At 30.2% G+C, this 21,457-nt stretch carries 16 protein-coding genes; 5 read left to right on the top strand and 11 right to left on the bottom strand.

Annotation, left to right across the window (positions count from 1 at the left end):
* The 3 genes from WHD54_RS01625 (at position 1) to folE (ending at position 3,262) form a co-directional block, all read left to right on the top strand.
* Positions 1-948 carry a YihY/virulence factor BrkB family protein gene (locus WHD54_RS01625; RefSeq protein WP_088322921.1) on the top strand — a complete coding sequence of 316 codons (948 nt, stop codon included), beginning with the start codon at positions 1-3 and terminating at the stop codon, positions 946-948.
* A 102-nt stretch (positions 949-1,050) separates the two neighbouring features.
* Positions 1,051-2,415 (top strand): histidine--tRNA ligase, encoded by a 1,365-nt coding sequence (gene hisS, locus WHD54_RS01620; RefSeq protein ID WP_088322920.1) that lies wholly within the window; start codon positions 1,051-1,053, stop codon positions 2,413-2,415.
* A 181-nt stretch (positions 2,416-2,596) separates the two neighbouring features.
* On the top strand, positions 2,597-3,262 hold the full coding sequence (gene folE, locus WHD54_RS01615; protein ID WP_394364873.1) for a GTP cyclohydrolase I FolE: 666 nt from the start codon (positions 2,597-2,599) through the stop codon (positions 3,260-3,262).
* A 103-nt stretch (positions 3,263-3,365) separates the two neighbouring features.
* Here the strand turns inward: folE and WHD54_RS01610 are convergent, their stop codons facing one another.
* The 5 genes from WHD54_RS01610 to WHD54_RS01590 form a co-directional block, all read right to left on the bottom strand.
* Complete coding sequence (locus tag WHD54_RS01610; RefSeq protein WP_088322918.1) at positions 3,366-4,130, bottom strand: LuxR C-terminal-related transcriptional regulator; 765 nt, start codon at positions 4,128-4,130, stop codon at positions 3,366-3,368.
* A 198-nt stretch (positions 4,131-4,328) separates the two neighbouring features.
* Positions 4,329-7,670, bottom strand: coding sequence for a preprotein translocase subunit SecA (secA, locus tag WHD54_RS01605; RefSeq protein ID WP_088322917.1), 3,342 nt, complete (start codon positions 7,668-7,670; stop codon positions 4,329-4,331).
* Between the two features lie 150 nt (positions 7,671-7,820).
* Positions 7,821-8,042 (bottom strand): DUF2795 domain-containing protein, encoded by a 222-nt coding sequence (locus WHD54_RS01600; RefSeq protein WP_077809574.1) that lies wholly within the window; start codon positions 8,040-8,042, stop codon positions 7,821-7,823.
* A 170-nt stretch (positions 8,043-8,212) separates the two neighbouring features.
* Positions 8,213-8,785: a cob(I)yrinic acid a,c-diamide adenosyltransferase gene (locus tag WHD54_RS01595; RefSeq protein ID WP_088322916.1), complete on the bottom strand. Its 573-nt coding sequence runs from the start codon at positions 8,783-8,785 to the stop codon at positions 8,213-8,215.
* A gap of 108 nt (positions 8,786-8,893) precedes the next feature.
* Entirely contained in the window at positions 8,894-9,670 is a 777-nt protein-coding gene (locus WHD54_RS01590) for an O-methyltransferase (RefSeq protein WP_088322915.1), read from the bottom strand.
* An 89-nt stretch (positions 9,671-9,759) separates the two neighbouring features.
* On the opposite strand from WHD54_RS01590, the gene WHD54_RS01585 reads away from it, so the two are divergent.
* The gene (locus WHD54_RS01585; RefSeq protein WP_088322914.1) at positions 9,760-10,551 is read left to right on the top strand and encodes a polysaccharide biosynthesis/export family protein; all 792 of its coding nucleotides are present in this window, start codon (positions 9,760-9,762) and stop codon (positions 10,549-10,551) included.
* Between the two features lie 4 nt (positions 10,552-10,555).
* Entirely contained in the window at positions 10,556-12,997 is a 2,442-nt protein-coding gene (locus tag WHD54_RS01580; protein WP_088322913.1) for a polysaccharide biosynthesis tyrosine autokinase, read from the top strand.
* Between the two features lie 109 nt (positions 12,998-13,106).
* On the opposite strand, the gene WHD54_RS01575 is transcribed toward WHD54_RS01580, so the two are convergent.
* From WHD54_RS01575 to WHD54_RS01550, 6 genes are all read right to left on the bottom strand, one after another.
* Positions 13,107-14,291 carry an aspartate aminotransferase family protein gene (locus WHD54_RS01575; RefSeq protein ID WP_088322912.1) on the bottom strand — a complete coding sequence of 395 codons (1,185 nt, stop codon included), beginning with the start codon at positions 14,289-14,291 and terminating at the stop codon, positions 13,107-13,109.
* A gap of 9 nt (positions 14,292-14,300) precedes the next feature.
* A complete protein-coding gene (locus WHD54_RS01570) occupies positions 14,301-15,875 on the bottom strand; it encodes an OstA-like protein (RefSeq protein ID WP_233130954.1) in 1,575 nt (524 codons plus the stop codon).
* A 195-nt stretch (positions 15,876-16,070) separates the two neighbouring features.
* A complete protein-coding gene (locus WHD54_RS01565) occupies positions 16,071-17,345 on the bottom strand; it encodes an adenylosuccinate synthase (protein ID WP_088322911.1) in 1,275 nt (424 codons plus the stop codon).
* 58 nt (positions 17,346-17,403) lie between these two features.
* Positions 17,404-17,853: a Fur family transcriptional regulator gene (locus WHD54_RS01560; protein ID WP_088322910.1), complete on the bottom strand. Its 450-nt coding sequence runs from the start codon at positions 17,851-17,853 to the stop codon at positions 17,404-17,406.
* 72 nt (positions 17,854-17,925) lie between these two features.
* Entirely contained in the window at positions 17,926-20,148 is a 2,223-nt protein-coding gene (locus WHD54_RS01555; RefSeq protein WP_088322909.1) for a RelA/SpoT family protein, read from the bottom strand.
* Between the two features lie 74 nt (positions 20,149-20,222).
* Positions 20,223-21,455, bottom strand: coding sequence for a M48 family metallopeptidase (locus WHD54_RS01550; protein ID WP_088322908.1), 1,233 nt, complete (start codon positions 21,453-21,455; stop codon positions 20,223-20,225).
* Between the last annotated feature and the right edge of the window lie 2 nt (positions 21,456-21,457).

Below are 21,457 nucleotides of genomic sequence, written 5' to 3'. Positions count from 1 at the left end.
ATGAGCAAAGAGATAGAAAATAAATTACATAAAATTCCTATTGTAAATTTATTGGTAATTTTTGGAAAGAAGATTAAAATTCCGGGTCTCGAGGGCATGTCTTTGTACGATGTTTTGGAAATGTATATTATAGGTATTGTAAAAGGTGCTTTAACTTCTAGGGCAGGCGGAATAGCTTTTAGTTTTTTTATGGCAGTTTTTCCTTTTTTACTCTTTATACTTACATTAATACCCTACATTCCTATAGACGGTTTCCAAGAAGGATTGTTTTCTTTCATAAAAGAAATTTTACCTCCACAAACCTTCGATGCTGTAAATTTAGTGTTGGTAGATATTGTTAATAATCAGTATGGAGGTTTACTATCGTTAGGTTTTTTATTGTCAATTTTTTTAATGACCAATGGCGTAAACGCTATTTTTGGAGGTTTCGAATATTCGTATCATGTAAAAGAATTTAGAAATGTTTTTAAAGCCTATTTTATTTCTTTAGGTGTTTCTTTATTAATGTCTTTTTTTTTAATAATTACGGTCGTTCTCATTATTTTATACCAAGTTGCATTATCAAAAATTGACGAAAAAGGTTGGTTAAATACCAGCGATTTAAACCTATTTTTTATCGGTAAAAGTTTGTTATTTCTAATCATGATTTTTACTATAGTATCCTTATTATTTCGTTTTGGAACAAAGCAAGGAAAAGAAGTGAAATTTTTCTCAGCAGGTGCTTTTTTAACAACTGTGGTTTCTTTATTTACTTTTTATTTATTCGGAATTTATGTAGTTAAGTTTGCTCAGTATAATCAATTATATGGTTCTATAGGTACACTTTTAATACTCATGTTGTTTGTTTGGCTTAACGCCATTATTCTATTGCTTGGTTTCGAACTAAATGCTACTATTTATTCTTTAAAGCATAGAAATAAAATGAATAGAACTTCCAAAAAAATATAACTTTTCACGATATTTGCTCGAGAAAATAAAATTTACATTTTTAATAGACATAAAGTTTTTTTACAAAACAACGATGTTAGGATAAAAAATAAAAATCATTTAATGAAGCCAAGTATTCCAAAGGGAACAAGAGATTTTTCTCCTGTAGAAGTTACTAACAGAAATTACATAATTAACACCATTAAAAAAGCATTTGAAATTTTTGGTTTCCAGCCAATAGAAACACCAAGTTTCGAAAATTCATCAACTTTAATGGGAAAGTACGGAGAGGAAGGAGATCGATTGATTTTTAAAATATTAAACTCGGGAGATTATTTAAAAAAGGCAGAATCTAAACTGTTGTCAGAAAAAAATAGTACAAAATTAATTTCTCAAATATCAGAAAAAGCTCTAAAATACGACCTTACCGTTCCTTTTGCACGATATGTAGTTCAGCATCAAAATGAAATAACTTTTCCATTTAAAAGATATCAAATTCAGCCAGTTTGGAGAGCAGACAGACCACAAAAAGGTAGATTTAGAGAGTTTTTTCAATGTGATGCAGATGTTGTAGGAAGTACTTCTTTGTGGCAAGAAGTTACTTTTGTTCAATTGTATGATACCGTTTTTTCAGACCTACAATTAAATAACACAACCATTAAAATTAATAACAGAAAAATACTATCAGGTATTGCAGAAGTTATTGGTGCAAAAAACAAGTTAATTGATTTTACTGTAGCTTTAGATAAACTAGATAAAATTGGTAAAGAAGGTGTTGTAAAAGAAATGCTTTCTAAAGGTATTACTGAAGAGGCCATAAATAAAGTTGCGCCGTTATTCGACTTTTCTGGTACTAATTCAGAAAAACTATTGTCATTAAAAAATATGTTAGCATCTTCTAACGAAGGATTAAAAGGAGTAGAGGAGTTGCAATTTGTTGTAAATACTATTCAAGAGATTGGTTTAAAATCTGCAAATTTAGAGGTAGATGTTACCTTAGCAAGAGGCTTAAATTATTACACAGGAGCTATTTTTGAAGTTTCTGCTCCTAAAGAGGTAAGTATGGGTTCTATTGGTGGTGGTGGAAGATATGATGATTTAACTGGAATTTTCGGACTTAAAGATGTTTCAGGAGTAGGTATTTCCTTTGGTTTAGATAGAATTTATTTGGTATTAGAAGAATTAGGCTTATTTAAGTCGGTAGATTTACCAAAGCCGAAAGTGTTATTTTTAAATTTCGATGATTCAGCATCTCTCACTATAATGAAAACAATTAAAATGCTTCGAGAAAATGGTGTAAAATCAGAATTTTATCCAGATTTGGCAGAAAGTAATAAGCAACAAAAAAAGCAATGGAAATATGTAAGTAATAGAGCCATAGAATTTGTAGTTTCTAAATTAGAAAACAGCCGTTTTACTTTAAAAAATATGAGTACAGGAGAACAGTTCGAATGTACATCAGATGAATTGCTACTTCAATTAAAGTAGTATTTTAAATAGTAGCCAATTGCATAAAGAACAGTATTCTTTATAACTAATAATCCCTAAGTATTAAAGGTTAAAAATTATTTAATTATAACGATAATTTATACAAAACATCAAATAATAAAAACCAAACACTTAAATTTGCATTTATTAACAGATTGAAATGTTTGAATTTAGTAGCAAAATGAATGACGAAAGAATTGAAGAAATAGGCGCAAATCATGTGGCAACTTCTGCAGAAAACCCAATAAGACCAGATGCATTTACTATTTCTGATCAAGAAAAAATAGCTAAAATAGAAGAAAGTGTTAAAGATATTTTACATACCTTAGGTATGGATTTAACAGACGATAGCATACAAGGTACTCCAAAAAGAGTTGCCAAAGCCTTTATTAATGAAATGTTTATGGGACTGAACCCCAAAAACAAACCAAAAGCATCAACTTTCGATAATAATTATAATTATGGAGAGATGTTGGTAGAAAAAAACATAGTTGTTTATTCTACTTGTGAGCATCATTTATTGCCAATTATTGGTAGAGCTCATGTTGCGTATATTTCTAAAGGAAAAGTAATTGGCCTTTCTAAAATGAATAGGATAGTAGAATATTTTTCTAAAAGACCACAAGTACAAGAGCGTTTAACGATGCAAATTGTACAGGCAATGCAAGAAGCTTTAGGTACTGATGATGTAGCATGCGTAATAGATGCAAAACACTTATGTGTAAACTCTAGAGGAATTAAAGATATAGAAAGCTCTACAGTAACCTCTGAGTTTGGTGGAAAGTTTAAAGAAAAAGAAACCAGAAAAGAGTTTTTACAGTATTTGCAAATGGATACACAGTTTTAAAAACATTTCTTTGTGTCGATTCAAAAAAAATTTTTTTCAATAGAAAAAAGTTTTTTTTTGAATACTAATCAGGTTATCAAAACTAGCAACTTGTAAATTTTGCTTAAAACAGCTGATGCGTTAAGCAGTATTTTGTAATTTCTGCAGTAGAATTAAAATCTAATTTTGCTAAAATATTCCTTCTGTGTGTAGAGGTTGTAAAACTACTTATGTTTAGCCTATCGGATATTTCTTTAGTTGATAGACCTAAAGATAATAAACGTACAATATCTAATTCTCTATTGCTTAAATTGTCTAATAAAATATTTTTAGAATAATTTTTATAGAATAAAGTTTCATATTCTCCATTGTTATTTAACTTTTTACAAACTCCAATTTGAGCTTGTTTTTTTACACTATCTATTACAGTACTTTGAGAAAAACCAACAAGCGGTTTTCCATAAGAATCAAAATAAATAGGAGTTAAGCACTCTTGTATATTTAAATATTTTCCTTTTTTTGTTTTTATTCTGTAAGTCCAGGTATACGTACAATTACTTCTTTCTTCTTCAGGTATCTCTTTCATTGTAAATTGCATTAGCTCATTTAAGGTCTTCTGCCAGTTTTCTACATCTTCTGGGTGATAGTTCGAAAAATGAAAAGGTAGTCCTTTTTCTAAAGTTTCGTTTTTATTGTAACCTAAAATACGACTGTAATTTTCGCAAAGATGCCCTATAGATTGATTAACGGTGTCTTGAAGCATAAAGTAAGACTGAGTTTTTGGTAAATAAACACTAAGTTCTTTAATTTTTTTTAAGTGTCTGTTTATAACATCTTGGTTTACTTTGTCTATAGTACTAAATACTTTTTCAAATAGTTCTAGATTCATTTTAGGGATTTTAAGTTTATTGATAGTTGCGTAAACAGTTAAGGATAATTAACAAAATTTATATTCAACTTTTCCAAAACTACAATATACACATTTATAATAATCAGGAAAAACCCCCATTTTAATAAAAAAAAACCAAAGCAATTGTGCTTTGGTTTTCAAACTTTAAAATTTGTTCTTTTTTTTGAAACTCAAAAATTATTTTTGAACTATAACAAATTCGCCTTTTTCTATTAAAGGAATGGCTTGTTTATATTTTACTTGCTTTTCTTCGCCACTCATTACATTTTTAATAGTAACTTTTTCGTTTCTTCCAATTTTTGGTTGCTCTCTTACTACTGTTTCTACAGGCTCTGAAGATTGCTGACGAGAATTTTGTATAGCTTGTTCTGTAGAGTTCTGAACGGCTGCTTTACTGGTGTTTAAAGCTTGTCTTTTTTGTTGACGAGCTTCTGATATTTGAGATCTGTCTTGAGTAGGTAATTCTCCTTTAAATAAGAAAGATAGTACTTCTTTATTAATTTCATCAACAGTAATCTTAAACAACTCAAAGGCTTCAAACTTATATATTAATAGCGGATCTTTTTGCTCATAAGATGCATTTTGTACCGATTGCTTTAACTCGTCCATTTTACGTAAATGCTCTTTCCAATTTTCATCAATAATAGCTAGAGTTATGTTTTTTTCGAAGTCAGTTACTAAACTTTTCCCTTCAGTTTCATAAGCTTCCTTAAGGTTAGTAACTACTTGTAAAGATTTCGTTCCGTCTGTAAAAGGAACTACTATACGTTCGTATTTATCACCTTCATTTTCAAAAACATCTTTAATTACTGGATATGCTAAAATGGCATTTCTTTCAATTTTAGACTTATAATGAGCTGTTACCACATTGTATAGTTTGTCTATAAGTTCTTTTTCAGAACTTTTTTCGAACTCCTCTTTAGAAAAAGGTGCACTCATTGCAGAAAATTTTATGAGCTCAAATTCAAAATTCTCAAAGTTTTTGGTAGGTTTATTTTGATTGATAATAGATTCGCAAGTATCATAAATCATGTTTGCAATATCTACCTGAAGTCGTTTACCATCTAGCGCATTTCTTCTTCTTTTGTAGACAAATTCACGTTGAGCGTTCATTATATCGTCGTATTCTAATAAACGTTTACGAATTCCAAAATTGTTTTCTTCTACTTTTTTCTGAGCTCTTTCGATAGATTTTGTAATCATAGAGTGCTGTATAACTTCTCCTTCTTTAAGGCCCATTCTATCCATCATTTTGGCAATTCTATCAGAACCAAAAAGACGCATTAAATTATCATCTAAAGCTACATAAAATTGAGACGATCCAACATCACCTTGTCTTCCTGCACGACCCCTTAACTGTCTGTCTACCCTTCTAGAATCGTGTCTTTCTGTACCAATAATAGCCAAACCGCCAGCTTGTTTTACAGCCTCCGAAAGTTTAATGTCTGTACCACGTCCTGCCATATTCGTTGCAATAGTTACAACACCAGGTTTACCAGCTTCTGCCACTACATCTGCTTCTTTTTTATGTAGTTTTGCATTAAGAATATTATGAGGAATTTTACGCATTTGCAACATCCTTCCTAATAATTCTGATATTTCAACAGATGTTGTTCCTACTAAAACAGGTCTTTTTTCAGCTACCAATTTTACAATATCTTCAATAACAGCGTTGTATTTTTCACGAGCAGTTTTATAAACTAGATCTTGTTTGTCGTCTCTTTGAATTGGTTTGTTAGTTGGAATTTCTACAACATCTAGTTTGTAAATTTCCCAAAGTTCTCCTGCTTCTGTTATGGCTGTACCTGTCATACCCGAAAGTTTTCGGTACATTCTAAAGTAATTTTGTAAAGTTACCGTAGCAAAAGTTTGCGTTGCATCTTCAATTTTTACGTTTTCTTTAGCTTCAATTGCCTGATGGAGTCCGTCCGAGTAACGTCGTCCGTCCATTATACGACCTGTTTGCTCATCAACTATCATCACTTTATTGTCCATAACAACATATTCCACATCTTTTTCAAAAACAGTGTATGCTTTCAAAAGTTGATTCATGGTGTGAATGCGCTCACTTTTAATGCTAAAATCTTTGTAAAGTTCTTCTTTTAAGCTCGCTTTTTCTTCTGCGGTGGCTTCAGAAGAGTCTATGTCTCCAATTTTTACACCAATATCTGGTAAAACAAAGAAAGAATCATCTGCTGTTTTATTAGATAAATGAGCAATTCCTTTGTCTGTTAAATCTATTTGATTATTTTTTTCTTCAACAACAAACCATAGGTCTTCATCTACTTCTGGCATTAGTTTATTGTTATCTTGCATATAAAAATTCTCAGTTTTTTGAAGGATTTGTTTGTTCCCTTCTTGTGATAAGAATTTGATAAGTGCTTTATTTTTCGGTAACCCTCTGTATACTCTTAATAATAAAAAGCCACCATCTTTTGTATTGCCTTCTGCGAGTAGTTTTTTTGCTTCTGCAAGTACGCCAATTAAATGTTGTTTTTGTAGCGCAACTATATCTGCTACTAGAGGTTTTAATTCTGTAAATTCATGTCTATCTCCTTCTGGTACTGGACCGGAAATTATTAAGGGAGTTCTGGCGTCATCAATTAAAACAGAGTCTACCTCATCTATAATTGCGTAATTGGGAGCTCTTTGTACAAGATCGTCTTTAGAGCTTGCCATGTTATCTCTAAGATAGTCGAATCCGAATTCGTTATTTGTTCCGTAAGTAATATCAGCGTTATATGCTTTTCTTCTGGCATCAGAATTTGGTTGATGATAATCAATACAATCAGTTGTTAAGCCATGAAATTCAAAAATTGGTCCCATCCAGGCTTTGTCTCTTTTTGCCAAATAATCGTTAACAGTTACCACATGAACTCCGTTTCCAGAAAGTGCATTTAGGTAAACGGGCAGGGTAGAAACTAGCGTTTTTCCTTCACCTGTCATCATTTCAGCTACTTTTCCTTGATGTAAAACAGCGCCACCAATTAACTGAACATCATAATGAACCATATCCCAAGTTACTGGTTTTCCTGCTGCGTCCCAAGAGTTAGCCCAAATTGCTTTTTCGCCATCAAGCGAAATATGGTCTCTAATACCAGATAGTTCTCTGTCGAATGCGGTAGCAGTTACTTCAATTTCTTCATTTTCGGCAAAGCGTTTTGCAGTTTCTTTAACAACAGCAAATGCTTCTGGCATAATAGTTAATAGCGTCTTTTCTGATATTGCATAAGCCTCATCTTTAAGTGCATCTATTTCTGAGTAAATGTCTTCTTGTCTGTCTATATCTGCATTTTTTGCCTCTTCTTCGAGTGTAGCAATTTTAGAATCAAAACTTTGTGTAGCCTCTAAAAGTTGTTTTTTAAATTGACTGGTTTTTGCTCTTAACTCATCGTTACTAAGTTTAGAAATAGCCGCTTCGAACTTTTTTACATCTTCTACAACTGGTTGTAAAAACTTTAAGTCTTTTTGTTGTTTATCGCCAACAAATAGTTTGATTACTGAATTTAGAATGCTCATATATATAATATTTTTTACGGCTTTAAAAAAAGCTGTTTTTATTTAGTTGTATATCAGGTTTTTAAATTTAGAAAAAAAGGTATCTTTTTTCTAAATAAAAAAACAAAAAAAAAGCCTCTTTAGAGACTTTTTATATTTTTATTAGTACGTTTAGTATTCATCTTCGTTCCAAAGATAATCATCTTCGGTAGGATAGTCTGGCCAAATTTCTATAATTGAGTCGTACGCATCACCTTCATCTTCTATATCTTGTAGGTTTTCTACAACTTCTAAAGGAGAACCGGTTCTAATAGCGTAATCTATTAACTCATCTTTGGTTGCTGGCCAAGGCGCATCTGCTAAATAGGATGCTAATTCTAATGTCCAATACATTTCTTATTGTTTAATTTTGTGCAAAAATAATTTTTTTACTGAATTATGCAAGTCTTTTTTAAGAAATTTATTGTAAAGTTTATCTTATTTTTTTTTGTGCTCTTGTAGTGCTAGAACTAGGAGCATCTTTAAATTTAATGAAACTTTAAAATCGATAAAAAAAGAACGTGTTATTTTTTGGTCGGAATCCATTTAATTTCCTCTACTCCTAAGTCTTTAGACAACTTTCGTGCCAATACAAAAAGATAGTCAGAAAGTCTGTTGAGGTACATTAAAATGGCTTCGTTAAGTGTTTCATCATCATTTAAGGCAACTGTTAATCGTTCAGCTCTTCTACAAACACATCTTGCTACATGACAGAATGACACTGCTTGGTGGCCTCCAGGTAATATAAAATGTGTCATTTGAGGAAGTGATTCTTCCATGTTGTCTATTTGTTGTTCCAAAAACAAAATAGAATTTTCATTTATTTTTGGAATATTTAATCGCTCTTTGCCAGATTTAAGCGTTTCTTTTTCTGGTGGGGTTGCTAACATAGCACCAAGTGTAAAAAGATCGTGTTGTATTATTAGCAAGTCGTTTTTTATTTTTTCTGCAATTTTTTGGTCTTTAATTAACCCAATATAGGCATTTAGTTCATCGACTGTACCGTAGCTTTCTATTCTTAAATTGTGTTTTTTTACTCGAGTTCCTCCAAATAATGCTGTAGTTCCAGAATCGCCCGTTTTTGTGTATATTTTCATTTTTAGTTTGCCAATAAATTAAGTATCAAATTTACAAAGATTAAAACTGCTTTGACTTATAATTAGTAAGTTTTAACAATTTTGTTGTTTCTTAATCTAGAACGTTTTTTAAATACGTATTTTAAAATCTTCTTTTGCTTGCTCTTTTCTAAAAAATACAATTCCGAAGTAAAATAAATCTAAAGTTACACTTACTTTATTGTTGTTTTTTATTTCTTGCCAAGCTTCTTGCATTTCAGAATTCCAATAAATATCATCAAAAATAAAAAGTGAATTATTATGAGCACTTTCTAAACAGGTTTCAAAATAATTAATTGTTGCTTTTTTTGTGTGATTTCCATCGAAATAAATACAATCGTATTGTTTGTCTTTAACAACTTTAGCGAGTGTTTTATTAAAATTTCCGGTTACAATAGTTATCGAATTAAAGTTACTTTTAGTAAAATATGCGTCGGCAACTTTACTTGTTTCTGGGCAACCTTCTAATGTTGTTATTATTGTACTTGGGTGTGCTATTTTCATTACAGCAGTTGCTAATCCAAGCGATGTACCTATTTCTAATATGGCATTCGGCTTAAAATAGTTTATAATTTTTAAGAGTATTTTTCCTTTCTTATTAGAAATACCTGCAATTTTGGCAATTTTTGCTACTTGTCGAAGATTGCTTTTAAATATTTTTGATCCTGAGCCAAAATCTGTGACTTCAATAAATTTTTTATTGTCTAATAGTTTGTGTTTATGTTTTGTAAATAGCTGCCAACTTTTTTTGTTTGTTTTTTTGTAAAGAGACTTAGTAATAAAATTAAATATAAATGGTGAGTGAACACCATGATGATTGGTAGATTTGAATAAAAAGTTGATGTATTTTCTTTGTTGATAAAGCATTAGGATTTATATTAAAAAAACGAAAATAAAATAAAATTATAGCATTAGACTTATAAAAAGTATATTTGTGCTTGTTATAACAAAAATTCATGATAAAAAAATACCTATACATTATAGCCGCAATTTTCTGTTTAACGTCTTGTATATCTAACAAAGACTTAACTTATTTTCAGGGAAAATCTAAGGCTTCTACTATTGTAAAAAGAGTAGACAATACCCCTTACAGACTTCAAGTTGGAGATATGTTAAATATTCGAATTAACTCTAACAATGAAAAAGCAGTAGATGCTTTTCAGAAAAATGGTAATAGTGGAAATTTAGCTGGAGGTCAATTAAATAATCAGCCTTATTTTTTAGATTATAGTATAGATTCTTATGGAAACATTAGAATACCAACATTAGGAGAAATTAATGTGCTTGGTTATACAACCTCAGATGTGAGAAAGAAAATTGAGAATAAGCTTAGAAAAGACTTTTTAAAGAACGACGAAAGTTTATTTGTTGATGTAAAGTTGTCTGGAATTAGATATACTATTATTGGTGAAATTAATAGTCCTGGAACACGTATTATTTTGCAAAATCGTTTATCTATAGTAGATGTAATTGCAGAATCTGGAGGAATAACCGATTTAGGAAATAGAAAAGCTGTAGAAATATACAGGAAGACACCAAATGGGGTAGAAAAGTTTAGTTTGGATTTAACAGATATTGATGTGTTAACATCTAGTAATTTTTTTATAAAATCTAATGATATCATCAACATCAATCCGTTAAAGCAAAAATCTTGGGGTACAGGAACCACAGCTTTACAAAGCTTGTCATCGGCAGTTTCTGTTTTAACACTCATTACTACAACTCTTATTTTAGCAAGAAATTTATAATATAATGAACAATCCATCATCAGAAAATAACACTACTGTTAACATAGATGTTAAGGAATATATTTTTAAAGTGTTAGCCTACTGGAAGTTATTTTTAGTAACTATAATTATTGGCTTGCTGGTAGCTAAATTTATGAATAGCTATATGCAAAAAATATATAGTTTAGACAGTATTATATCTGTAAAAGAGGTTAATAATCCGTTATTTTCTTCAAGCACCAATATTGCATTTAACTGGGGAGGTGCAAGTGATGAGATGGAAACAGTAAAAGTAATATTAAAGTCTAGAACACATAACGAAATTGTTGTTAATAGGTTAAATTTTTATATTTCTTACTTTAAAGAAGGGAAGTTTAGAATGGTAGATTATTACGGATATACTCCCTTTTTAGTAAATTTAGATAAAAGCAAGTACCAGCTTTATAATACCCTTATAAAAGTTGAGTTTACAGGAGAAAAAACGTTTAAACTTTCTTTTAGTCCATCAGAAGAGAATACTTATCAGCTTATAAATTACAATGCCAATAAAATTACTTCTTTTCAAACAGAAACTATAAATTTTGATAAAGAATATAGTACAAACAAGCCAATATCCTCGCCTTTTTTCAATTTTTCTATTGACAAAATAATGCCAATTGATGTTGGAGATGTATTTTACATTCAATTTAATAATTTTGATTCGACAGTAAAGGCCAATAGAAACCTTAGCGTTACCAGTGTAACAAATGCTGCTTCGATGCTGAAACTGCAAAAAGAAGGTGTAAACAAAAGGAGAATTGAAGATTATTTAAACACTACAATACGCGTTTTAGACTCTGTAAAGCAAGTTCAGAAAATAGAATACGCTGTAAAAACACAATCTTTTATTAATGAATTGTTTTTAGAAGAAGAGCAACGGTTAAGATTGTTAGAAGATCAATTAGGAAATTATAGAGAAAAAAATAATATTTATGATCTATCCTCTCAAGGAGCAGAAATTTTTTCAGAGGCAATTGCTTTAGAAAAAGAAATAACTGCTTTAAAAAGCACCGTAAATTATTTAAAAGATTTAAGGTCTTACATACAGTCTAATACTAATTTTAGTAGAGAGAATTTAGTACCAGCAACAGTAGAAATTCAAGATCCTAAAATTGTTGAGTTGATTAGTATTTTAGTTACTAAATCTAGTTTAAGTGAAAGTGTAAGAGGGTATGCAAAAGAAAATCATCCGGATGTAAAGTTGCTGAACAGAGAAATAAGTATAACTAAAGAAAACTTACAAGAAAATATTACTTCGTTATTAACTTTAAATAATCAGCGAATAGCACTTTTAAATGAGCAATTAAGCAAATACAACACCAAGAAAAAAACATTACCAAAGAAAGAGCAAGGGTTAATTACGTTTCAAAGAGATTACGAAATTTCAGAAATGAATTATAATTATTTAAAGCAAAAAAGATATGAAGCCGAAACTGCTATAGCCGCGAGTGTATCTGACGTTAAAGTTATAGATACAGCAAAAGATTTAGGACAAGGTCCTGTGTATCCACAGCCTAAATTTAATTATATCGTTGCTTTAATGTTAGGTATTATTTTTCCGTTATTTTATATAATAATTAATGAACTTTTAGATAATAAAGTTCATACAGTAGAAGAAATCCAGAAAAATTATGCCATACCAGTATTGGGTGTTGTTGGAAACAGTCCTGGTAAAAATAATTTGGTTGTTTATGAAAGTCCTAAATCTACTGTAGCAGAATCTTTTAGAGCGCTTCGATCAAATGTTCAGTTTCTATTTAAAAATTCAAAATCTACAGATTCAAAAACATTAATTTTAACTTCTTCGGTGAGTGGAGAAGGGAAAACAATGATTTCTATAAATATGGCAACTGCCTTTGCTTTGAGTGGGAAAAAGACAGTTTTAATTGGGTTAGACCTACGTAAGCCAAAGATTTTTGATGATTTTGGTTTTCCAAATGATGTTGGTATCGTAAATCATTTAATTAAACAAAAATCATTAGAAGAAGTAACTTTACAAACTGAAATTCCGAATTTAGATTTAATTCTCTCAGGACCAATACCACCAAATCCTTCTGAACTTCTTTTAAGTAAAGAAGCAGATGATATGATTGCTCAACTTAAAAAAGAGTATGACTACGTGGTTATAGACTCTCCACCAGTTGGCTTGGTTTCTGATTCTTTAGAACTTTTTAAACACTCTGATGCCATTATCTATGTTGTACGACAAAATTATACAGAGAAAGGAATGATAAAAATGATAGACGAAAAATATCGAAATAATGAAGTTCATAATATTAGTTTTGTTTTGAATGATTTTATCATAAAAAATAGATATGGTTATGGCTATGGTTACGGATATGGTTATGGAAAATATGGAAATGGTTATCACGAGAATGAACAAGAAAAGTCATTCTTCAAAAAATTATTTGACATTTTTAAAGGATAGTAAATTATCTGAATGCTAAAAGGTAATCTCTTACAGAAATATTTGCTATCATTTACAATAACTACAAATCAGCAATTTAAATTTGTCATCTTTTCTTGACAAAGAAATACTATTTGTTTAGAATTTCCTCTATACTTTCGCAAATTATTTTACAGCCATTAACAATTTCGTCATCTGTAATAGTTAGTGGAGGTGTTATTCTTAGAGCCTTACTTTCAAAGAGTAAAAAAAAGAGAATTAATCCTTTTTCTAAACATTTGAACACAATTTTTTGAGCAAGTTCTGGAGTTTCTACAATGGCAGCTAACATCAATCCTTTTCCTCTAATTTCCTTAATTATTGGGTGTTTCAGATGTTTTTTTATTAGTTTTTCTTTACGTAAACTTTCGCTTAATAAATTTGAACTTAAAATTTCGGTAATAGTTGCTTCTCCTGCGGCGGCAATAACAGGATGACCTGCAAAAGTTGAAATATGCCCCAAAGTAGGATTCTTTTTTAATAGCGACATCATTTTTGTATCGGCAATAAATGCCCCAATTGGCATTCCGCCACCTAAGCCTTTTCCGGTAATTACAATATCTGGAGTAACATTATAATTTTGGAAGCCCCAAAAGGAGCCAGTTCTTCCGATACCAGTTTGTATTTCATCTAAAATTAATAATGCACAAACTTCGTTACATTTTTGTTTTACTTTTTGTAAAAAATTGTTTGTAGGTTCTATAAAACCAGCACCACCTTGTATAGTTTCTAAAATTACAGCAGCTGTATTATGGGTTATTTTGTTTAAATCAATCTCGTTATTATACCGTATAAATTTTGTGCCAGGTATTAATGGTCTAAATGCACTATTCTGTTTTTCTACTCCAGAAACACTCATTGCTCCCATTGTATTGCCATGATATGAGTTTTTCGCAGCAATAATCTCAGACCTCATGGTAACTCTTTTTGCTAATTTAATTGCACCTTCTGTAGCTTCTGTGCCAGAATTTGTAAGATAAACAGCATTTAAATTACTTGGAGAATTTTTAGCTAACAATTTACAAAGGTTTACTTGAGGTTTCTGAATAAATTCGCCGTAAACCATTACATGCGTGTATTTATCTAGTTGATTTTTAATAGCTTTAGATACTTTAGGATGATTGTGACCTAAACTATTAGCAGAAACTCCAGCTACAAAATCTAAATATTTTTTACCAGTAGTATCAAAAATATAGCTTCCTTTTGCATGAGAAATTTCTAAGGCAAAAGGATGTGGAGAAGTTTGAGCTTGATATTTAAAAAAATCTGATTTCATTAAAGTTTATTAATTCTCTTTTAGTAAAATAACAGGTTTTGAGTCCAATTTTTTTGTTGATTGTGTTGATTTAATATCAACATCATCAATAAAAATAGCCTCTTTCGTTTTAGGTTGTTCTTTTTCTCGCCAAATAAAACCTTTTAGAATTCTAACTTCTTCTGGAAGTTTAGAAGGAGGGAAGGTAGTTCCTTCAGATGCTTTTAAATATTTGATTGATTCAATTTGACCTTCTAGTAATGTAAATTCTATGTTGCTAGAAACTTCTTTTGTAACAGTTTCTAATTCTCCATTATCATTTCTATTAAAATATACAGACTCTGCATTTCCTTTTACTAAAAGTGTTTTAAGTTTGTTTTTGATAAATTTACCAAACATATTTCTTCCTTTTATTTGGTTATAGTTATCGTCTGCTAGGCTATCCTTAGAAACTATAAAAGAGTTGTTCAATACTTTTAAAGAATCTAATTGTTCGGTTTCTACATTACTTTGTAAGTGAATTGTGTCTCCAGTAATTTGATTTCCGTCCGACCATAAAACAGGAGAATCAAACATTCTGGTGAGTCCATTTTGCTGATTTGTATGAATGGAATCACATTTTCCTTGTAAGTCTGATTTAAAAATTTTTACTCCCGGATATATTCTTACAATGCGTTTTTCTGGTTTACCTGTTACCAAGAGAGTATCTCCATGAATAAATGTAGAGTCTTTGTCTACAATAGAAATTGCAACAGCTTTTTTAACTATAAACAAAGAATCTTTAAGCTCATAAATTTCTGCATAGTTGCCTTTAGTAACAAAGTTTTTTACGGTATCAATTACTTTAATATTATTGGTTGCAGATGCGAATCCTTTATTTTTATCGTAGTATAAACTGTCTCCTTCTACAGTTCTTTCTTTTAAATAAAGTTTTGCATTTTTTACAAAATAAGATACATCAGTTTTTGTATTGTAAAAACCACGTTCACAATATATTTTGTTTGCATTTTTGGTATTGGTAATAGTAGAAGGTCCATATAAATAGGTTAAGCCAGAATCTGTATAATAGTCTAAATGATTAGAAGTGAGATTATGCTCTGGGTTTACTACAGTAACCCTTGTGGTTGCAGTAAATTTTTTGGTTTCTAAATAATAGTTGCCATTTTTACTTTTTAAAGTATTTGTTTGATCTTTTATAGTTGCGTAGCTCTTATAAAATAATTTTTGGTTTAAGCGATCAAATTGTAAGGTATCTGAAGTTAGGGTCATACTTGGGTCTTTTAACACAACATTACCCCATGATAATGCTTGTTTAGAATTTGCGTCATAATCTACATAATCACTTGTTTGAGTGATAGTATCTCCTTGCTTAATAGTTACGTCTTCTAAAGCTTTAAAAAAATTTTCTTTCTGATAAAATAGGGCTTTTTTGCATGTTAATACAGCGCCATCATGTGTCATTTTTACATTGCCAATTAGTAATGTGGCACCAGGATAATTTTCTTCATCTACTTCTTGATACTCTGCATCATAGTATATTTTTTTAGATTGAGAATAAATAAGTAGTGGTGCAATTGCCAACAATAAAAAAAATATTTTTTTCAAAATGATAAATTTTAGCAAAAATACAGAAAAGTAATCTGTAGAGTATTAAAGAAAGTTAAAATTTAAAAGTAAACTAACTATTTTCTCCTATCAGTAGTTAATATGACTCCAAGAGTAACTTTTTAATGCTTTTTTTGTAAACAAAAAAAGCATCTTTTGTTAAAAAGATGCTTCCATAGTTAATTGTAAATCGTTTTAAACTCTAGTAATTGTTTGTTTCCTGTCTGGTCCAACAGAAACAATAGTTACAGGAACACCTGTTTCTTTTTCAATAAAAGCTACATAGTCCAATAAGTTTTGTGGTAATTGTTCTGCTGAGGTCATTTTTGTTAAATCTTCTTCCCAGCCTTTAAATTCTGAATAGTTAACGGTTACATTTTCAGGTTCTATGTTATATGGTAAATGATGAATTTCTTTTCCTTTATAATTGTAGGAAGTACATACTTTTAATGTGTCAAATCCAGAAAGTACATCTCCTTTCATCATCATTAATTGTGTTACACCATTTACATCTACAGCATATTTTAGTGCCACTAAATCTAACCATCCGCAACGTCTTGGTCTTCCTGTTGTAGCGCCAAATTCATGACCAACTTTTGCCATTTGTGCACCATCATTATCAAATAATTCAGTAGGAAACGGACCAGAGCCAACGCGAGTTGTGTATGCTTTAAAAATACCAAAAACTTCTCCAATTCTGTTAGGAGCAACCCCTAAACCTGTACAAGCTCCTGCTGCAGTAGTGTTTGAGGAAGTTACGAAAGGATAAGTTCCAAAATCTATATCTAACAAAGATCCTTGGGCTCCTTCTGCTAAAATTGTCTTTTTATCTTTAATAGCTTTATTTAAAAACTCTTCACTATCTATAAAAGTTAGGGTTTTTAATTTGTCTATACCTTTTTTAAACTCCGCTTCTAATTCTGCTAAATTATATTCAATTTTTACATCAAAAAAAGCTAACATTTTTAAATGCTTTTCTGTTAAAGCGTCGTATTTCTCTTTCCAGTTTTCTAACTCTAAATCTCCAACACGCATTCCGTTTCTTCCGGTTTTGTCCATGTAAGTCGGACCGATTCCTTTAAGTGTAGAACCAATTTTAGCTTTACCTTTAGATGTTTCTGACGCTGCATCTAATAGTCTATGTGTAGGTAGAATTAAATGTGCTTTTCTAGATATTAATAATTTATTGGTATAGTCTATAGTATGTTTGTCTAAATTTTCTAACTCTTTTTTAAATATTACAGGATCTATAACCACTCCATTACCTACAACATTAAGTGCAGTTTTATGAAAAATACCAGAAGGTATTGTGTGTAATACGTGTTTATGACCATCAAAAATTAAAGTATGCCCTGCATTTGGTCCTCCTTGAAACCTAGCAATAATATCGTAGTTTGTTGTTAAAACATCTACAATTTTTCCTTTTCCTTCATCTCCCCATTGCAATCCGAGTAATAAATCTACTGCCATTATTTGTTTAGTTTGTTGTGTGTTTTTGTTTTGTATAAAATTTGGTACTTCTTTACTTTTAATCCTTTTTCTTTTTTGTTCCGTAAAAATACAGTGAGTGGTTGTGAATATCTATATCAAAAATTTCTTCAATAGTTTTTTTGATTGTTTGAATTCTAGGATCACAAAATTCTTTTACTTCTCCAGAATCTGTAAAAATAACGTGGTCGTGGTTTTTGTCGAAGTAACTTTTCTCATATCTTGCCATCGATTGTCCATCAAATTGATGTTTTCTTACCAAATTGCAATCCAGAAGAATATCTATGGTATTGTAGAGTGTTGCTCTACTAACTCTGTAGTTTTTATTTTTCATTTTAATATAAAGAGATTCTATATCAAAATGTTCATCTGCAGCATATATTTCTTGAAGAATAGCATAGCGTTCAGGAGTTTTCCTGTGTTTATTTTCTTCTAAATACTTTGTGAAAACAGTTTTTACTACTTCTTGATTTTCAAGAGAATTACTCATTTTTTTAATTTTTAACGAAAGAACAAATTTACAGTTATTTCTTAATTAATTACTTTTTTTTAAAAATGATATTTACAAAGTATTAACACGTTCTACTTTTTTTACTCCTTCTACCTTTTCAATATTTTTTATCAGCTTATTTAATTGTGGACTATTCTTAACACTTAAGCTAATTTTACCATTAAAAACACCTTCATCACCTGCAATATTTATACTGTTAATAAAAACGCCCATATTGCTAGAAATAATTCTAGATACATCATTTATAATTCCTCGATTATCTACACCACTTATATGTAAAATGGCTTTAAACTCTTGTTTAGTAGAGTCTATCCATTTTGCTAACATTACTCTGTAAGCATAATTAGATTGAAGAGAAATAGCATTCGGACAATTTTTTTTGTGAACATTAATGCCTTCGTTAATAGTTAGAAAACCAAATACTTGATCTCCAGGTATGGGATTGCAACATTTAGAGAGTTTGTAATCTAATTCTTCTTCTTCTTTACCAAAAACAAGTGCATCGTATTTGTTGGTAATTTCTTCATTATCAAAAGCATCTTTGTTCGTAGAAGGATTTCTTCTAAGCTTTGTTTTAAAGAAATTTATAATACTACTATTTCTTTGGGTTACAAATGCTTTTAGTTGTGAATTATCGATTGCACCATTTCCAATTCTATAAAATAAGTCGAAACTAGTTTTTAGTTTAAAGTAAATAACAAGTTCATTGATTGTTTTTTCGCTAAAAGGTATTTTTAAGTGTCTTAATTTTCGGGTTAAAATTGCTTTTCCTTCTTCTGCAATTTGTTTTTCTTCTTCTTTTAAAGCGGCCCTAATTTTTGTTTTTGCTCTTGCCGTTATAACAAAGTCTAACCATCTAGCATTTGGTTTGTTGTTTGCGGTAGTAATTACTTCTATTTGATCGCCACTTTTTAGTGTGTGACTTAGCGGCACCAATTTTCCATTTACTTTTGCTCCTCTACATTTTAGCCCAACATCGGTATGAATAGAAAAGGCAAAATCTAGGGCAGATGCATCTTTTGGTAATGATTTTAAATCGCCTTTTGGAGTAAATACATAAATTTCTTTAGAATATAAATTTAGTTTAAATTCTTCTACAAAGTCTACCGCATTTAAACTTTGGTTTTCTAAAGATTCTTTTAATTTATTTAACCAACTTTCTAAGCCGCTTTCATTGGTATTGCCTTGTTTGTATTTAAAATGAGCGGCATATCCTTTTTCTGCAATTTCGTTCATTCTATTAGAACGAATTTGTACTTCTACCCATTGAGAGTCTGGACCTACAACTGTAATGTGTAACGCTTCATATCCGGTAGATTTTGGTTGAGAAATCCAATCTCTTAAACGCGTTGGATTGGGTGTAAAATAGTCTGTAACAATAGTGTAAATTTTCCAAGCATCAAACTTATCATCATTTGAGTTTGGAAAATATATAATTCGAATTGCATATTTATCATATACTTCCTCAAAAGTAACATTTTGAGTTCTCATTTTCCTTCTGATAGAGTATATAGATTTAAAACGACCTTTTATTTCATACTTAAAATTTTCTTTGTCAAGTCCTTTTTTTAGGGTCTCTGTAAAGGTTGTTAAATATTTTTGTTGTTCTTCTTTACTTTCTTTAATTTTAGTAACAATGTCGTTATAAACTTCTGGTTCAGTATATTTTAACCCTAAATCTTCTAGCTCTGTTTTTATATTGTACAATCCTAATCTATGTGCTAAAGGAGCGTAAATATATAAGGTTTCAGAAGCAATTTTTACTTGTTTGTGAGAGGGCATTGCGTCCATTGTTTGCATGTTGTGCAATCTGTCTGCAATTTTTATAAGAATTACTCGTACATCATCGTTTAACGTAAGAAGCATTTTTCTAAAATTCTCGGCTTGTATAGAGGCGTCTTGTTCTTTATTTAACCGAGATATTTTAGTAAGTCCGTTTACAATTCTTGCAATTGTCTCTCCAAACAACTGCTCCATGTCATCTAAAGTATATGCTGTATCTTCTACAACATCGTGTAGTAGTGCAGCTGCAATAGAGGTAGCTCCCAAGCCAATTTCCATAGCAACAATTTTAGCAACAGCAATAGGATGAAAAATATAAGGTTCTCCTGTTTTTCTTCGTTGCTTAGAGTGAGCATCTACAGCAATATCAAATGCTTTCCTAATTAGCTCTTTGTCTTCTTTAGAAAGAATTTCGTACGTTCCTTTCAGCAGGTCTTTGTACCTGTTTGCAATCTCTTTATTTTCTTCTTCTAGGGTTGCTGAGTATGACATATTTTAAGAGAAAAGGTTGGGTTTTATTACAGTGAATTTAACAATTACAAATGGAACAGGCAAAAAAATAAATCCTATTTTTTAAGATTTTTTATTCTGTTCAACAAAGTTGGATGAGAGTAATACATACTTACATACCAGGAATGAGGTGTTAAGTTGCTCAAACTATTTTTAGATAATTTTTTTAACGCCGAAATTAACGGAGCAGCTGAATATGTTTCTTTTGCAAAATTATCTGCTTGATATTCAAATTTTCGCGACATATAATTCATGCATAAATTTGTAAATTCTGAGATAGGTAAATATAATATGCCGAATGCAATAAGACCAATATGAAAGCTAGGAACAGAAATGCCAAGAGCATTAGATAACAAGCTAGATTGGATACATAGTGATAATAAATAGAGTGTAATACCAGTTATTAGTATAGAAATTAACAAGTTGTATAATATGTGTTTCTTTCTGTAATGACCAACCTCATGCGCTAAAACAGCTACTATTTCATTTGTTTCTAAATCGTTAATTAAAGTATCGTAAAGAGTAATTCTTTTTTGATTTCCAAAACCAGAGAAATATGCATTAGCTTTTGTAGATCTTTTAGATCCGTCAATAACAAATATATTGTTTATCCTAAAATTTACTGTTTCTGCATACTTTTCAATTTCATCTTTCAGAGGTCCTTTTTCTAAAGAAGTTTGTTTGTTAAATAAAGGAACAAATATTTGTGCATAAAACAGATTTATCAGTACCGAGAAAACTCCTATTGCTAGCCACGCATATATCCAAAAAGTTTCTGTAAATTGTTGGTAAAAAAATACAATAAGTGCTAGGATAGCGCCACCTAGTACTATTGTTAAAATGCCGCTTTTTATGAGGTCTAAAAAAAAAGTTTTTTTAGTAGCTTTATTAAAGCCAAACTTTTCTTCAATTACAAATATTTTGTAATAAGAAAAAGGGAGGTTTAAAAGACTGTTTGCAAAAATGATACATCCAAAAAACAACAACGCAATTACTATGGAATGTGAGCTGTAATTTCTTACAAAATCATCAACAATTCTAAAACCATCTACAAAATAGAACGATATTGTAATTAGCAAAGAAAAGGTATTTGTTAGTAAAGAAAATTTATGATTTATTTTTTTGTAGGCCTGAGATTTTTTGTAGTTTTCTTTGTCATAAACATCTTCTAGTTCATCGGGTATTTTGTTGTTAAAATGTTTACTATTTAAGCCATTTAAAATTTCTTGAATACTATAATTAATAACTAAAATACCTATAATTATATAGAAAAGTAGGGTAGGAGTCATCT

The sequence above is a fragment of the Polaribacter tangerinus genome (assembly GCF_038024095.1).
Classification (GTDB): domain Bacteria; phylum Bacteroidota; class Bacteroidia; order Flavobacteriales; family Flavobacteriaceae; genus Polaribacter; species Polaribacter tangerinus.
The sequence above is the reverse complement of the archived record's forward strand: the minus strand, read 5'-3'. Positions and strand labels throughout refer to the sequence as shown.

Coding starts and splice junctions, on each gene's coding strand:
- WHD54_RS01580 (WP_088322913.1), top strand. CDS start 10,556: ATGAACAATCCATCATCAGAAAATAACACTACTGTTAACATAGATGTT.
- WHD54_RS01590 (WP_088322915.1), bottom strand. CDS start 9,670: ATGCTTTATCAACAAAGAAAATACATCAACTTTTTATTCAAATCTACC.
- secA (WP_088322917.1), bottom strand. CDS start 7,670: ATGAGCATTCTAAATTCAGTAATCAAACTATTTGTTGGCGATAAACAA.
- hisS (WP_088322920.1), top strand. CDS start 1,051: ATGAAGCCAAGTATTCCAAAGGGAACAAGAGATTTTTCTCCTGTAGAA.
- WHD54_RS01585 (WP_088322914.1), top strand. CDS start 9,760: ATGATAAAAAAATACCTATACATTATAGCCGCAATTTTCTGTTTAACG.
- WHD54_RS01560 (WP_088322910.1), bottom strand. CDS start 17,853: ATGAGTAATTCTCTTGAAAATCAAGAAGTAGTAAAAACTGTTTTCACA.
- WHD54_RS01595 (WP_088322916.1), bottom strand. CDS start 8,785: ATGAAAATATACACAAAAACGGGCGATTCTGGAACTACAGCATTATTT.
- WHD54_RS01550 (WP_088322908.1), bottom strand. CDS start 21,455: ATGACTCCTACCCTACTTTTCTATATAATTATAGGTATTTTAGTTATT.
- WHD54_RS01555 (WP_088322909.1), bottom strand. CDS start 20,148: ATGTCATACTCAGCAACCCTAGAAGAAGAAAATAAAGAGATTGCAAAC.
- WHD54_RS01600 (WP_077809574.1), bottom strand. CDS start 8,042: ATGTATTGGACATTAGAATTAGCATCCTATTTAGCAGATGCGCCTTGG.
- WHD54_RS01610 (WP_088322918.1), bottom strand. CDS start 4,130: ATGAATCTAGAACTATTTGAAAAAGTATTTAGTACTATAGACAAAGTA.
- WHD54_RS01625 (WP_088322921.1), top strand. CDS start 1: ATGAGCAAAGAGATAGAAAATAAATTACATAAAATTCCTATTGTAAAT.
- WHD54_RS01575 (WP_088322912.1), bottom strand. CDS start 14,291: ATGAAATCAGATTTTTTTAAATATCAAGCTCAAACTTCTCCACATCCT.
- WHD54_RS01565 (WP_088322911.1), bottom strand. CDS start 17,345: ATGGCAGTAGATTTATTACTCGGATTGCAATGGGGAGATGAAGGAAAA.
- folE (WP_394364873.1), top strand. CDS start 2,597: ATGAATGACGAAAGAATTGAAGAAATAGGCGCAAATCATGTGGCAACT.